This is a genomic window from Wolbachia endosymbiont (group B) of Lycaena phlaeas, assembly GCF_947251875.1.
Taxonomy (GTDB): domain Bacteria; phylum Pseudomonadota; class Alphaproteobacteria; order Rickettsiales; family Anaplasmataceae; genus Wolbachia.
In genome coordinates, this window is sequence record NZ_OX366392.1 from 677,784 (window position 1) to 691,520 (window position 13,737).

The 13,737-nt window shown below is 34.2% G+C and carries 13 protein-coding genes and 1 pseudogene; 3 read left to right on the forward strand and 11 right to left on the reverse strand.

Features of this window, described 5'->3' with window-relative positions:
- Positions 1-43: 43 nt before the first annotated feature.
- Positions 44-418 carry a holo-[acyl-carrier-protein] synthase gene (locus OPR37_RS03005; RefSeq protein WP_213863686.1) on the reverse strand — a complete coding sequence of 125 codons (375 nt, stop codon included), beginning with the start codon at positions 416-418 and terminating at the stop codon, positions 44-46.
- Positions 415-1,674: a proline--tRNA ligase gene (gene proS, locus OPR37_RS03010; protein WP_264685021.1), complete on the reverse strand. Its 1,260-nt coding sequence runs from the start codon at positions 1,672-1,674 to the stop codon at positions 415-417. Before proS ends, OPR37_RS03005 begins: the two co-directional genes overlap by 4 nt.
- 286 nt (positions 1,675-1,960) lie before the next feature.
- Here proS and OPR37_RS03015 point away from each other — a divergent pair, with 286 nt between their 5' ends.
- Both OPR37_RS03015 and dxr read left to right on the forward strand, forming a co-directional pair.
- Positions 1,961-2,455, forward strand: coding sequence for a hypothetical protein (locus tag OPR37_RS03015; RefSeq protein ID WP_007302735.1), 495 nt, complete (start codon positions 1,961-1,963; stop codon positions 2,453-2,455).
- 27 nt (positions 2,456-2,482) lie between these two features.
- Positions 2,483-3,658, forward strand: coding sequence for a 1-deoxy-D-xylulose-5-phosphate reductoisomerase (gene dxr / locus OPR37_RS03020; RefSeq protein ID WP_264685022.1), 1,176 nt, complete (start codon positions 2,483-2,485; stop codon positions 3,656-3,658).
- Between the two features lie 267 nt (positions 3,659-3,925).
- On the opposite strand, the gene OPR37_RS03025 is transcribed toward dxr, so the two are convergent.
- The 6 genes from OPR37_RS03025 to OPR37_RS03050 form a co-directional block, all read right to left on the reverse strand.
- On the reverse strand, positions 3,926-4,699 hold the full coding sequence (locus OPR37_RS03025; RefSeq protein ID WP_264685023.1) for an ankyrin repeat domain-containing protein: 774 nt from the start codon (positions 4,697-4,699) through the stop codon (positions 3,926-3,928).
- Between the two features lie 68 nt (positions 4,700-4,767).
- Positions 4,768-5,526, reverse strand: a complete 759-nt coding sequence (gene pstB, locus OPR37_RS03030; RefSeq protein WP_264682728.1) for a phosphate ABC transporter ATP-binding protein PstB — start codon at positions 5,524-5,526, stop codon at positions 4,768-4,770.
- Positions 5,523-6,311: a 4-hydroxy-tetrahydrodipicolinate reductase gene (gene dapB, locus OPR37_RS03035; protein ID WP_264377758.1), complete on the reverse strand. Its 789-nt coding sequence runs from the start codon at positions 6,309-6,311 to the stop codon at positions 5,523-5,525. Before dapB ends, pstB begins: the two co-directional genes overlap by 4 nt.
- A gap of 405 nt (positions 6,312-6,716) precedes the next feature.
- The gene (locus OPR37_RS03040) at positions 6,717-6,914 is read right to left on the reverse strand and encodes a hypothetical protein (RefSeq protein ID WP_264685024.1); all 198 of its coding nucleotides are present in this window, start codon (positions 6,912-6,914) and stop codon (positions 6,717-6,719) included.
- 121 nt (positions 6,915-7,035) lie between these two features.
- Positions 7,036-7,593: a hypothetical protein gene (locus tag OPR37_RS03045; protein WP_264685025.1), complete on the reverse strand. Its 558-nt coding sequence runs from the start codon at positions 7,591-7,593 to the stop codon at positions 7,036-7,038.
- A gap of 74 nt (positions 7,594-7,667) precedes the next feature.
- Positions 7,668-8,831, reverse strand: coding sequence for a phage major capsid protein (locus OPR37_RS03050; protein WP_265016816.1), 1,164 nt, complete (start codon positions 8,829-8,831; stop codon positions 7,668-7,670).
- A 167-nt stretch (positions 8,832-8,998) separates the two neighbouring features.
- On the opposite strand from OPR37_RS03050, the gene OPR37_RS03055 reads away from it, so the two are divergent.
- Positions 8,999-9,151 (forward strand): hypothetical protein, encoded by a 153-nt coding sequence (locus tag OPR37_RS03055; protein ID WP_156220886.1) that lies wholly within the window; start codon positions 8,999-9,001, stop codon positions 9,149-9,151.
- A gap of 439 nt (positions 9,152-9,590) precedes the next feature.
- On the opposite strand, the gene pyrF is transcribed toward OPR37_RS03055, so the two are convergent.
- The 3 genes and pseudogenes from pyrF to OPR37_RS03075 all read right to left on the reverse strand — a co-directional run bounded on the left by pyrF (position 9,591) and on the right by OPR37_RS03075 (position 13,709).
- Positions 9,591-10,271, reverse strand: a complete 681-nt coding sequence (pyrF, locus tag OPR37_RS03060; RefSeq protein ID WP_012481735.1) for an orotidine-5'-phosphate decarboxylase — start codon at positions 10,269-10,271, stop codon at positions 9,591-9,593.
- Between the two features lie 43 nt (positions 10,272-10,314).
- Positions 10,315-11,481 carry a hypothetical protein gene (locus OPR37_RS03065; RefSeq protein WP_214303371.1) on the reverse strand — a complete coding sequence of 389 codons (1,167 nt, stop codon included), beginning with the start codon at positions 11,479-11,481 and terminating at the stop codon, positions 10,315-10,317.
- A 137-nt stretch (positions 11,482-11,618) separates the two neighbouring features.
- Positions 11,619-13,709: pseudogene (locus tag OPR37_RS03075) on the reverse strand (zinc ribbon domain-containing protein).
- Positions 13,710-13,737 lie beyond the last annotated feature (28 nt).

Consider the following 13,737-nt stretch of genomic DNA (forward strand, 5'->3'; position numbering starts at 1 on the left):
TAATTTCAAAAAAATTTTTGAAATCGTATGTACTAAACAATATCTACTCAACGGAAATTACAACAAACGCAGTAGCATAATCTTGATCATCACTTAGAGAAAGGTGTATCTTGTAGTCTTTCGAGATGAAATCCTTTGTGATAGCAAGATGTGGTTTTCCCCTGATATTACTGTATATTTCTATATCTTTCATTATAATTCCTTGGCTGAATCCAGTGCCTAGCGCTTTAACAAAAGCTTCCTTTGCAGCAAAGCGTTTAGCAAAATATTTTGCTCTTACTTCTTGGCTATTATATTTTTTGCTTATCTCTATTTCCTTCTTAGTATAGACTTTATTGAGAAATTTTTCCCCGTATTTTTGTGATATTCTCAATATTCTGGGTATATATACTATGTCAGTGCCAATACCGTATATCATTTTGCGCTAAAACGATTTATTGCTTCTTCAACTTGTATTTCCTCTACCTCTCCAGTTGCCCTATTTTTTACTTCAACTATATTTGAAGTTACTGCTTTCTTTCCAATAATTATTTGCCACGGCAAGCCTATCAGATCCATTCTGGCAAATTTCACTCCTACACTTTCGTCCGTATCATCATAAAGCACTTCATCGCTTTTCAAAGCTTTGTATATTTTATCTGCAGCCTCCGTTACTTTTGTTTGTAAATTGATCAAACCAACTTTAAAAGGAGCTACTGCCTCTGGCCAGATAATTCCTTTATCATCATGGAAAGCTTCTATTATTGCGCCAACAAGCCTTGAAACTCCAATACCATACGAACCCATATGCATGTTAACATTTTTTCCATCTTGAGAAGTAACACTTGCCTTCATAGGTTTCGAATATTTATCACCAAAATAAAAAATATGCCCTATTTCAATACCCTTGCTAACATTTAACTGTTCTTGCGTTATAGGACAACTTTCAGGATCATGCATATCGTCTGCAACTGCATATATGCTCTTCAGGCTTTCAATATCTTCGCTTTCTAGTAATTCAAAAAGTTTATTGTCATAATATAGAGTGCTCTCACCGGTGTTTGCCAATATATGAAATTCATGACTTAAATTTCCTCCAATTGGTCCTGTATCTGCCCTCACTCCAATTGGAGTAAGCCCCATTCGTTTGAAGATTTTTATGTAAGTTTTATACATCAAATTATATGAATTCAGTGCACCTTCGTAATCTACATCAAAACTGTATGCATCCTTCATCAGAAATTCCCTGCCTCTCATAACGCCATAACGAGGTCTTACTTCGTCACGAAACTTCCACTGAATTTGATATAAACAAAGTGGTAAATCTTTGTAACTTTTTACCGTATTTCTAATCAAATCAGTTACCACCTCCTCATGTGTTGGACCAAAAAGCATATCGCTTTCATGCCTATCTTTAATACGTAGCATTTCTTTGCCGTAATCATCGTAACGTCCTGACTCTCGCCAAAGACTTGCTGGCTGCACACAAGGCATCAACACTTCAATTGCACCAATTTCATCTCTGATAATATTTTCAATATTTTTAAGTACCAAAAGACCAAGCGGCAGCCAAGAATAAATTCCAGATGCTGTCTGCTTGATTAAGCCTGCACGTAATAAATATTGATGAGAAATAATTTCAGCACCAGCAGGGGTTTCTTTTAAAGTTGGCAGGTAATATTGAGATAAGCGCATTTGATAAATCTGATTGTACTAAGTAATCTTAATACAATCAGACCTGTAGGTAAACTTATTTAAAAAGGAAAGAGAGAGGAGCAGTCTTCTAAGAAGAAATAGAAGCTATCTTAAACCTCAAGTCATCACTTTGTTACCACAGCACATCATCGATGTTTTGGTATAGAGTAATCAGAATCATAAAAATAGCTTAGTGTTAGCTATTTTTATGATAACCTCTCTTAAACAATTGATATTTTACAGTGTTTTTGGTAAAATAATAGCTTAAAGCTTAGAATAAAAGTTTATGAGTGAAGCACAAGGTCCAAATATTGCAGAATGGCAGGCACAGCAGCAACACCAGGAAGCCGCTAGTGAGAAAAGTGGTTTCGGTCTTGGTCATAGTGACTCTGTTGCAACAATTGTGGATGGAATGAAGTGGATGTTCAACTTTCATGAAGGAGCAATTGCTGCTTATAATAATGTATTCGAAGGTTTGGTAAGTGGTAGCAGTCTAGTAACGTTATTTGGGAAATCAGGTAATATGTTTGGCATAAAATTTCTTGAAAGTCTTGCTGAATATTTTTCAGGTGGTGGTGGAGAAGATATGCCATCAGAAGGAATGGGTATGGACTACGGTGATGAGGGGCATCATCCGGATGATTATCCCCACGCTAGCAATGAAATGGCTCATAGTGCTGATGGTTTGCATGATATGCATGATGCAGGTGATCATCATGGCCAATCTTTTTCACCTGGTCCTTCACCATCTGTTGGTGATGATCATGAGCTTGGTTACTAAATAACTAAGAAGATTTTATTGTAATTAGTGAAAAAAGTTTCAGTTTTAGGATCAACAGGAAGCATTGGAAAAAAGACTGTAGATTTGCTCTTAAAGAGAAAGGAAGAATATCAGGTGGAAGCACTAAGTGCCAATTCTAACTTTGCTCTGCTAGCACAACAGGCAAATCTACTTAATGCAAAATATGCTGCCATTTCTGATGAAAGGTTCTACAAAGATTTAAAAGAAGATCTACTTGGTACAAACGTCAAAGTAGAAGTTGGTGCTCCAGGTCTAGCAAATGTTGCTTCTCTACCTGTTGATCTCTCAGTTATTGCAATAGTTGGCATTGCAGGCCTTGATCCAGTTATAAAGGTTATAGAAAGCGGTACTAAAGTTATTGCTCTAGCAAACAAAGAGAGTATTGTTTGCGGTGGTAAGTTACTACTTAAAAAAGCTAAAGAAAGGAGCGTACAAATAATCCCTATTGACTCTGAACACAACGCAATTTTTCAAGTTTTGCAAAACGATGATAAATGTGTAGAAAAGATTATACTCACTGCCTCTGGTGGACCATTTTTAAATTATAGCCTTGAACAATTAAGAAATATCACAGTAAATCAGGCACTAAGTCACCCTACTTGGAAAATGGGAAAGAAAATCTCAGTTGATAGTGCAACAATGATGAATAAGGCACTAGAAATAATAGAAGCACATCATTTGTTTAATATGAGTCCAAATAGAATTGAAGCAGTAGTTCACCCTGAGTCGATAGTACACGGAGTTGTAGTTTATCAAGATGGGTTCAGCTTTGCTGTGCTTGCAGAAACTGATATGGAAATTCCCATTGCATATGCTTTGTCTTGGCCAGAAAGATCAACTTTAAATCATAAATTAGATTTAACAAAGCAAGGAAAATTGACCTTTCAAGAACCAGACCACAAATGTTTTCCTGCACTAAAGCTCAGTATGGAAGTGTTAAATTCTTCTTCTCCACATACAAACAGTATTGTTTTCAATGCTGCAAATGAGATGGCTGTTAACGAATTTTTGAAATCACGAATCGGTTTCTTAGAAATATTAGAGGTAGTAAAATCAACAATAGAAAATTTTGACAAGTACTCTGATATTAAATCACTATCTGACATAACAAGTATCGATTTTGAAAGCCGTATTATTGCTAACAAAATTATTGAAAATAAAGGTATCCGTTCAGCAGAGTGATAAAATAAGGTAGACGAGAAAAGACAACTAAATGGTCAAGTAGACCCATTTCATACTCCTGTCATCCTAGTAGCTGACACTGGGATCCAGAAAAATTTACAAGTAAACTGAGCTTATGCTAAATTCAATGAGATTAAATGAAAACCAGCATCAAGTGCTGGAATTACACCTTACCTGAACAGATAAATCACTTAGCATGTTCGAAATCAACCTGAGAGAAATTTACATCGTTAAGAACTGTATTTGCTCTATACAGACAACCACATCCTATTGCAAAAAAAGCAACGAAGTTGCAGCAAACGGAACTGGGTTATCAACTGCGAAACATATACCAGCAGCAAGTACTCCAGATAACAAAAAAGCATAAGCACAATCAGTTTGTTTCCTTTTTTGAGCGACTGCTTCTATCTTTAGGAATTCTGGTTCTATTGCTTTCTTGACATGTCCTGCAATACAATCTTTTGGATTTTTGTTTTCATAGTTTTTAATATTAGTTTTGATCTTTGGATGTGTAAGTAATATTTTTACCATGTCTACATTTCCCAACTTGCAAGCAATGTGTAGAGCTGTATTTTTTTCCTTCTTGCCGGTCTTAATTTCCTCCTCTGCACGAGCATAATTTTGAGGTATAAATCCTTCATTAACAGGTTGTAAATTGTCAAGGTATACACAACCCCTTATATCCTTATCTACTACTTCTCTCCCCTCAAATTCGTAAACTGGATAACCATCATGTTCCTTTGGTTTTCTCTTAATAACAGCTTGCTTGCTTTTAATATTTACATCAATTTTTTTATGCTCTACAAGCAACTTAGCCATAAGCTCTAAATATTGATGTTCCTCGTTATTACTAGTAACAAAAGCTGAAGCAATGCACATCAAAGGTGTCATCCCATCCTCAAAAGCGTTAACATTCGCTCCTTCTTTCAATGCTTGTTGAAAATGATTCCAAGCTTCCTCAGGTGTTATTCTTTCACCACTAGCATTTTGAAATTCAATAGCTTTAAACAACTTTTTTGTTGCTTCACTTGTACTAAACATTTTAACCACCTATCACAACAAACTTGATAAAATTATACATAGAAAAAATTAAAATATCAACTATTAAGCTAATGATCCAGAATATACTCCTTCGTTAAAGGAGACTGAGCATTTTCAAAGATTTCTTGAGTACTTCCGAATTCAACAATCTTGCCATTGCAAAAGAAAATTACGCTGTCAGATAATTTTTTAGCCTGCTTCATCGAATGAGTTACCATAATTATGGTGAACCTCAATTTCAATTCTTGTATAAGATTTTCGATTGCGTTGGTTGCCATTGGATCAAGGGCAGAGCATGGTTCATCCATTAATAAAATAGTTGGCTTTACTGCAATTGCACGAGCAATGCATAATCTTTGTTGCTGGCCACCAGATAAATTTAGTGCACTATCTTGCAATCTATCTTTCAACTCTTCCCATAAACCAACCTTAGTTAAACTACTTTCTACTATTTCATCTAATTTTTGCTTATTTTTCACCATGCCATGCAATTTAGGCCCATAAGCAACATTATCATATATTGACTTTGGAAAAGGATTGGGTTTTTGAAATACCATACCAACTTTTGCTCTGAGCAATACAACATCCATATCACGTGAATATATATTACCCAGCCCATCGATTACCAGTTCACCAGTCGCTCTACATCCAGGTACGTAATCATTCATACGATTAAAACAACGCAAAAATGTCGATTTACCGCACCCAGAAGGTCCGATAAAAGTTGTGACTTTCTTTTTGCAAATATTCAAATTTATATCGAATAAAACTTGTTTAGAGCCATACCAAAGATTTAAATTTTTAACGAAAGCGTATTTATCGCTCATACTAAATCCTGCATTGAATAAAGTCCTGGAGTTTTATTCTCGCACAACCATATTGCTGCTTGAATAGCCCCTCTAGCAAACGTTGTGCGGTCAATTGCCTTGTGATTTAATTCTACTCGTTCATCGGAATTGACAAACATGACACTGTGATCTCCTATTACTCCACCTCCACGAGATACTGCAAAGCCTATTCCTCCTTTCCCTCTTATATTTGAATTATTATGTGAATATTGATTGAGCTCAAAATCCACTTTTGCAGCGTTAGCAACTGCTTTACCAAACTCTATAGCTGTTCCAGATGGTGAATCCTTTTTTAAATTGTGATGCATTTCCCAAATTTCAACGTCATACTCATTACCTAAAAGTTTGGCAGCTTCTTTTACCAATTTCAGCAACACATTAACTCCTATACTCATATTTGCTGACCATAATATTGGAACTTTAGCAGCATATTCTTTTAAATTTAGACCTTCTATTCCAGTTGTGCCACTAACTAGCGGTTTTTTAAATTTCACGGCCGCCTTAAGGCATTCTAGCATACATTCTTTAGTTGTAAAATCTATTACAACATCGGACGATTCAAATACCTCACTAATAGAACTTGTAATTTTGATTCCTAAATTGCAATTATTGCCTACAATAGGCCCAATATCTAAGCCTATATACTCACTGCCCAAGCGAGCAACAGCACCTGCTATTTCCACTTTGGTATTCGTAATTAATTCATTGAGTATTTTCTTACCCATTCTGCCTAAGCAGCCTATTACTCCAACTTTGATTTTCATAAAGCTTTTTCCACTATGTTAGGCTTTTTTTGAAGCTTTGTCATCTTTATAAGCTTAGCATATTTAGCCTTACACTGATAAAACTATAGCTATACATCGATGAATCTATTGAAAATTGATACGAAAAATTGTAATTAGTCAATTTTCTCCTATGGAGAAAACTTATAAAGAAAAAAAGAGCACCAAAGGAGGTGCTCTTTTGTGAAGGGTTTGTTTTAATAATAACCGTTTCCTACTATACTCGGATTAGAGACACAATGTCTTTCTGTTGCTAGTGCTCGAGTTGTTGAACTTGGTTATGTAACTTCTGCATCATAAAACTCCTCTGATTCAGTAGTCACTTCCTCAGAGTAAGATCAGATAAATCTTCTCTAAACTTAGAAAGAGATGCAGTAAAAGCATTTATTAACTCTTGTTTTTTTCTTCAATAGTAGTTTTACCTGAAGATTGTCCTTGCTGTGATATGCTTTGTTTCGCAACACTTGTTTCACTTTTTTTACCACCAAACAGCCGCTTACAGCCTGATGAAATTTTTCTTGCAATCCATGAAATTCCTATGTGATCAGCAATCCACTTAAAAAATTTTTTTATACTTTCCCACATACTTTACTACTTAAATTAATAATTTAATTATTATATATAAAGTTTAATTTGTCAATTTTCCCTATGGAGAAAACTTATAAAGAAAAAGAGCACCAAAGGAGGTGCTCTTTTTAACAGTTTGCTATAGTGACTGTGCATTAAGAGATTGACTAGTATCAGCAGCGTGTTGCTCTACTTCTACATTAGTAGTTTCTGAATTTGGTGTGTTACTATTATTTGCAATAACTTTAGGTGAATTCAATTGTATTTCTATACAACTTTTATTGCTCACATCTAGCAGCCTTTTCATTTCTTCTGGTTTATTATCACCATAAACTTCTTTGCCATCTAGAGTCCCAACTGAATTTATAGATAGACGTATCTTGCCATTTTCTATCACCATTTCCGAGTCGTAACGACCTGTGATATATACTTTTCTATTATAATGTGAATCTAAACGAAACTCATCATCAATTACATTACCATATCTATCTTTATTCTTTGGAAGTGTTACACCTTGCGGTATAACCAACCCTATTTTACCGTCGCTCAATTCTACAAAAGATAACGCCACTATCCTTTCCTTAGGGTCACTTACTAGGTTTGCCTTATTACTAGACCACAAGTTTTTAATGCTGTTCCAGACTGATGCAATTCTTCCTGCAATCGACTGAAAAAAGTTTTTTATTTTTTCTAACATATTTTACTCCTTAAATTAACAATAATTTAATTATTACATAAAAAGTATAATATGTCAACTATTTCATAAAAATTTTAGTACTTGCTTGCAATTTTCAATAATTTAATAGCACTGGTGTTGACAACCTCCCCACCGACACGCTTAGTAACAAAAAATCTAACATAAGGTTTGTTTGTATAAGGGTCTCTCAATATTCTCATTCCTCTGTTATCCACGATCTTATAAGCTTGTTTGAAATCCGCTACTGCAATCATTGTAGGTGGCATATCAGCAGATTGATATACTGGTATTCCCATCAAAGTATCTGGTGTTTCAAGCGATAAACTCGGCTGCCAAAGATACTGACCTGTTTCAGATTTTAGTAGCCTCACGTCCTTTAACGTACTCCTGTTCATCAAAAATGATGCATTTTTAGAGTAATGTTCATTTAGAGAGTAGTACAATATCATTATGGCGTCGCTGTCTAGCTTATCAGCTTTAATTTGCTCTATCTTATTATGACCATTTCCATTTTCGTAAGTTAAAATTCCTTTAGGCTGAAAAGTGCCATCACCTTTAATAAAGGCTTCATTCTCCTTCTTACTGAAAGTTTCGGCAACCTTTTCTACAAGCCAACTTTCAACATTGACAAATGCATCATCGAGCAATTTTTGTGATATTTGCGGCTGAGCATAGAGCTCATAAGTTGTGATGGAAATCTTTTGAATTTTAGGTGTACTTGTGTCTTGTGCAAAATCATACTTGGATTTATAGCCACCATCTTCGTCCTCTACGACTTCACCACTCCAACCTGCACCAGCACGGTCACAATCTTCTATAATATAATCCAATGTTTCAGTAGAGATTTTTTGCTTGGAACATATCTGCCGCATTGGAGATGAATCAGCTATACGCTTGTTTATGCGTTTTACAATATGAGGAGTAACTAAATACCCTCCAATATCATTGTCATCTCCACTTAGGGTTTTGTGTGATAACCTGTTTTCCATTCCTTTGCGAATATAATCAGAAAAATATTTATCACCTGTATTAAAATCTGTGCTAATCTCTGGGCGTTGAACTGAGGTTTCAATAAAATCTAAGCGCTCTTTGCAATTATCAATATTACTATTTATCTTGCATAGCTGCTCAGGCCCTTTGCTTTCGATTTCTTTTAGTTTACGATCATTTATTAGTTTAAATTGCTCCCATGATGAAGCAAGTTCATTAACACGGTGAGCGATATCAGTAAGTGACATAATAGCCTCCTTTAAAAATAAAATTAGAATAGTTATTGTAATTTGAAGGTAATCTTTATCAGTAATCTCAGCGTTGTCATGCAACCTGCATTCAGAAAAAAGACCGGTGAATGGCAGCTTAGTATAACTCAAACGCTTGTTTACAACCAGTGCTGGGAGGCGCCCTCATGGTAAACAACGTTCATACAACTGTGACGTATAATGCTCGTACCTGCCATTCACCGGTCTTTTTTCTGGATTCTAGCATTGGCTTCATGGTAGATACAAATGAACGTAAGCTGCTTGGTAACGGGAGAAAAATGATAATGATTACTTGTTGAAGTAAAAAAAGCAGTGTAGTATTACACCACGCTAAGTATTATACTTAATTGTCAGTACTATACAGCATCCATTTTTTTGTGTCAAGCACTTTTTTTCACTGAGTAGGAGAATGTGCAAATAAAGTACGTAGCCGTATAAAGCTGGGATCCATTTTTCTATCATCACCAGAAACGTTGATTACTTTTATACCTGTAAATTTAACTGGATCCCAGTTTCAGGGCACTGGGATGACAGAAGAAAAAGGCCTGTATCGGCTACTTCGATGACACTCACAGCCCTGTCATTCCAGTGCGTGACGCTGGAATCCAGAAAAAAAAGAAAAATGGTCAAGCACTGACCCATTTAGTTATCTTTTCTCGTCTACCTTGTTTTGCCACCCTGCTGAACGGATACATACCGTTTGTTGCTTTTACTCTATGCTACCTTATCTGCCCTGCTTCAATCAGTAAGGGATTTCAATATTAACTCTGCACTACTTGCGGGATTGCTACTCTCTGTAATGGGTCTGCCAATTACGATATAATCAGCTCCTGAATTTATTGCTTCTTTTGGTGTTGCTGTCCTTTTTTGATCATCATGACCTCGATTCATACGGATTCCTGGAGTAATAATTTTAAAGTCTTTACCACATTCTTGGCGCACTTCTTGAGCTTCTAGTGCAGAGCAAACTACTCCATGTAGTCCAATCTTTTTTGCAAGCTTTGCTAGCAAAATTACCTGTGATTTTGCCTCCCTTGCTACTCCGAGTTCACTCAGATCTTCATTGCCCATACTAGTTAGTACTGTTACTCCAATTAGCTTTATTTTCTTTCCTTGCACTATACTTAGTGCTTCTTTAAGCATTTTTGTTCCACCACTGATATGCAATGTTAGCATTTCAACATCTAGAGCTTTTATTGCTTCAACTGTTCTAGCTACAGTGTTTGGAATATCATACAATTTTAGATCTAAAAAAATTGGTACATTGCATTTTGCAACTTCTCTCACTCCAGAAGGACCATGTGCAGCAAAAAATTCTAACCCAAGTTTTACCATGCCAACCTTATCACGCAGACCATTAGCCCAAGATATGGCTTCATTCAAATCTTGTGTATCCAGTGCGCATATTATTGGGTTCATTATCTTGTATAATTTTTTTTATAATAAGAGTAATTGTTGCATTTTACAATCCATATTCAGGGATTGGTCCACTTGCAATGCTTTGTACAGACACTGAACACGATAATCTGGTCGGAGTGGGTGAACGACTGGCATATCCAAGATCTTCCTGTAAAGAATCAGACGTTTCCTCCGATGTTTTGGAACCTTTCATTGGCTTGAATTGCACAAGCTGCCCTAATATAAATTTTATTTTCTGAGTCTCCCCTAATATTATTTTTTTGCTATAATCTTTAATTGTTTCATTTTCTCTTATTGATTCTTCTATCTTATCTATCACATATTGAAGTTGTTTTATTTGACTGTCTCGCTCTAAAAGTGAATTTCTTAAATTTTTCACTTCGTTATTACAATCTTGTCTTATTCTGTCTAACTCAAAAGATTGATTTTTAATTAAACCGTCTGCTTTATCTAGCTCTTCAAATTTCCTTTTTAACTCTTGAGATAAGTTTTTATTTTTCTGATCAATTTCTTTAAATTTACATTGTAATTCATCTAATTTCACACAAAGTTCTTCTTTTCTTTTATGTAATTCTTCTTTTTTCATATACAGTATATGTTTCTCTTTACGTAATTTGTCTATTTCCTTAGATAACTCCTCTTTTTCTTTAGATAATTTCTCTACTTCCTTATATAATTCCTCATATTTATCATTGTCTATTTTTCTTTTCAATTCGATTATAAGTTTTTTCCTCTCAGTTAGATTAGCTTCTTTTTCCTGTAACTGTTTACACAAATATGAGATTTTATGGAGTAGTTCTTTTTCTTGTGCAGCAAGCTCATCTTTCTCCTTCGTTACTTTTTCTAATTCGTCTGTTATTCCAATTATATGGATCATTTTTGCTTCTAATTTCTCCTCCAAAGATTTTTTTTCTTTAAGAAAAGATTTCCTCTCAGTTTCTATTTTTTGACCAAATTTTCTTTCTTCCTCGTATAAATTGTGCTTTTCTTGAGTCAACTCACGCTCTTTGTGAGCAAATTTCTTCTCCACTTTACTAGTGTCAATAATTATTTTATACAAAATCATAAAAGCCAAAACAGATAATACAGCTAAAGCGAGAATTAAAGAACTAGGTACATTAATAAGCGCTAAAGATGTAAGTAACGTGAGAGTAGCCAGAGAACTAGCTATAAAATAAAATGTATTATATTTATTAAGTAAATTGCTCATCACCTATACACAAAACTGCAGCAGTCTTGTATATATTGATTAAAATTGTCTTACCTGTAGAGGAGAACACTTATCACAATTTTACCAGTGATAAACTTTAGTTGATATTCTAACTAAACTCAAAATGCAAGGTGGCATCAGACAGGAGTAGAACATCTAGGAGTAGAACATCTACTAGAATATCCAAAATCTTCTGAATATGAAGCTTCATCCAGCTCTTTATTTGGTAGTGCTGATAAATCTCCATTACTTATATCTGAAGGAGGAAGGCTATCATTAGTTTGTACAGATATTTCTTCAATTACTCCTTTTATTTCTTGATCACTGACTCCAACATTCTTGATTAATTCCTCCAATCTATTCAAAATCTCTAATACAGTTTCCTGCGATATAATCACTTTATCTCCTTCTCTTACATTCTCTTTGAACAAATATATCATGTTTTTTGCCAAATCTTGTGCTAAGCTCACACGATTCTGATGAACTAATGAAGATTGATCATTCAAATCTGAAATTTCTTCTTTTATAGAATGCTTCTCAAATAGTAACTCTTTGTACTTTTCATGTTGAATTTGACTTTCTTCCTCCAGATTGATGCTATAATTTTCCAACTCTTCACTGTTTTTTCTTTCTTTATTAAGAATTTTTTCTAACTCTTTAATCCTACTGAAATATTTAGTTTCTTTCTCTTCCGATTGCTTACTTAGTTCTTCTAAATCTACAGTTAGTTTAATCACTTCTTGAGTTTTTTCATTTAACTTTTCTTATAATCGTCTTTTTTCTTCTTCTAAATCCGATGATTTAAGTATTAAATCATAAGTTTCAGAACTTTCTTTTTGCAACTGCGCTTCTAACTCTGCTATTTTTTTCTCTTTCTTTTCTAAACATGTCATCAATTCTGTTACTTTTTTAGATTCTAATTCATGTGATTGATTTTTTAATCTCTGGATTTCATTGTCCTTATTACTTAACTTTTTTTGAGCATCATTCAGTTCTTGTTCTAACCTTTTATTTTCATTCATTGATTCAGCCAGTCCGTACTCTGATTTCCTTATTTGATCCTTTAGTCTTTTTACTCTGACATCTCGACCTTCAGCATATTCTTCCAAATTTTGCTTTTCTTTACTTAACTGTTGTATCTTTTCTTGCATTTCCCTTAACTTCTTATTTAACTTTTCCTTCTCTATTCTTTTCTCCTCAAATTCACTCTCTACCGAATCACTTAGCTGCTTGAGTTTTTGTGTTACTTCAGCCAAAACTTCATCTTTTTCCCTTACCTTTCCATTTAATTCCTCTACCTCTCTCATTTTTTGCTGTAATTGTTCTAATATAGTTTGATTATTTCCAGTTAATCTTGTATTTTCTTTTTCCAATTTATTAATTCTTTCGTTTAAGCTTTCATCTACAACTTGTGCAATTTTGTCTTGCATTTTAGTACTACCTATTTGAGCTTTTTTGATGCCACGCTCAATTTCTTGAGTTGTTTGAATGTTAATATTTCTATTACTATTTTCTATCACAATCTCAGATGATTTATGATTGCCTTTCTCCTTATTTCTAAATTTTATTTGATACAAGAATAAGTTACCTATTTTTACATCTTTATTTGCTTTCAATTGATCATCAGTAACACGATTACGCTCGATAAGTTCTATACCATTAGCATCAATATTAATTATAATAGTGCACTTTTTTCCGTCCTCATCACACCAATTCAGAGTCATTTCGTATGCACTATCAGTTACAACATAGTGCCTTATTCCTTCTTCAGAAACAAAACCGTGCATTCCATTTTTTCCATTGCTATGCAGAGTTGAAAACCCTGAAATTCCATTATCTTGACAGAAATTACTATTCAAAAACTCACTGACTTTGAATTTGTTTTTATTAGCTCCCAATTTAACTTCTGCACAACTACCATATATTGACACTGTTTCAACACCACTTTCAATATACCCATTCAATACTTTTTTAGCCTTATCTTGAAGCTCTAGTCTCGCCTCCTTTACATTATTGAAATCTTGGATAACGGCTTTATACAATTCATCTTCATTAAAATTGGCATTGTATTTTATTAAAAAAGATAATATGTGAAGACTAGCTACAGCAGTGTGAATTGATTTATTCTTTTCTTTTATCTTACCGAGCAAAAACAAAAACCTTTGAATGAAGTCATGATAATCATCTTTTTGCTCTTCAATTTTATTATTATATGAATTACCAATCATTATTACCTCACAACTAAATAATTAGTAT

Excerpts from the sequence above, each read along its gene's own strand:
- OPR37_RS03005 (WP_213863686.1), bottom strand. The coding sequence starts at position 418 with ATGATATACGGTATTGGCACTGACATAGTATATATACCCAGAATATTG.
- proS (WP_264685021.1), bottom strand. The coding sequence starts at position 1,674 with ATGCGCTTATCTCAATATTACCTGCCAACTTTAAAAGAAACCCCTGCT.
- OPR37_RS03015 (WP_007302735.1), top strand. The coding sequence starts at position 1,961 with ATGAGTGAAGCACAAGGTCCAAATATTGCAGAATGGCAGGCACAGCAG.
- OPR37_RS03025 (WP_264685023.1), bottom strand. The coding sequence starts at position 4,699 with ATGTTTAGTACAAGTGAAGCAACAAAAAAGTTGTTTAAAGCTATTGAA.
- pstB (WP_264682728.1), bottom strand. The coding sequence starts at position 5,526 with ATGAGCGATAAATACGCTTTCGTTAAAAATTTAAATCTTTGGTATGGC.
- dapB (WP_264377758.1), bottom strand. The coding sequence starts at position 6,311 with ATGAAAATCAAAGTTGGAGTAATAGGCTGCTTAGGCAGAATGGGTAAG.
- OPR37_RS03040 (WP_264685024.1), bottom strand. The coding sequence starts at position 6,914 with ATGTGGGAAAGTATAAAAAAATTTTTTAAGTGGATTGCTGATCACATA.
- OPR37_RS03045 (WP_264685025.1), bottom strand. The coding sequence starts at position 7,593 with ATGTTAGAAAAAATAAAAAACTTTTTTCAGTCGATTGCAGGAAGAATT.
- OPR37_RS03050 (WP_265016816.1), bottom strand. The coding sequence starts at position 8,831 with ATGTCACTTACTGATATCGCTCACCGTGTTAATGAACTTGCTTCATCA.
- OPR37_RS03055 (WP_156220886.1), top strand. The coding sequence starts at position 8,999 with ATGGTAAACAACGTTCATACAACTGTGACGTATAATGCTCGTACCTGC.
- pyrF (WP_012481735.1), bottom strand. The coding sequence starts at position 10,271 with ATGAACCCAATAATATGCGCACTGGATACACAAGATTTGAATGAAGCC.
- OPR37_RS03065 (WP_214303371.1), bottom strand. The coding sequence starts at position 11,481 with ATGAGCAATTTACTTAATAAATATAATACATTTTATTTTATAGCTAGT.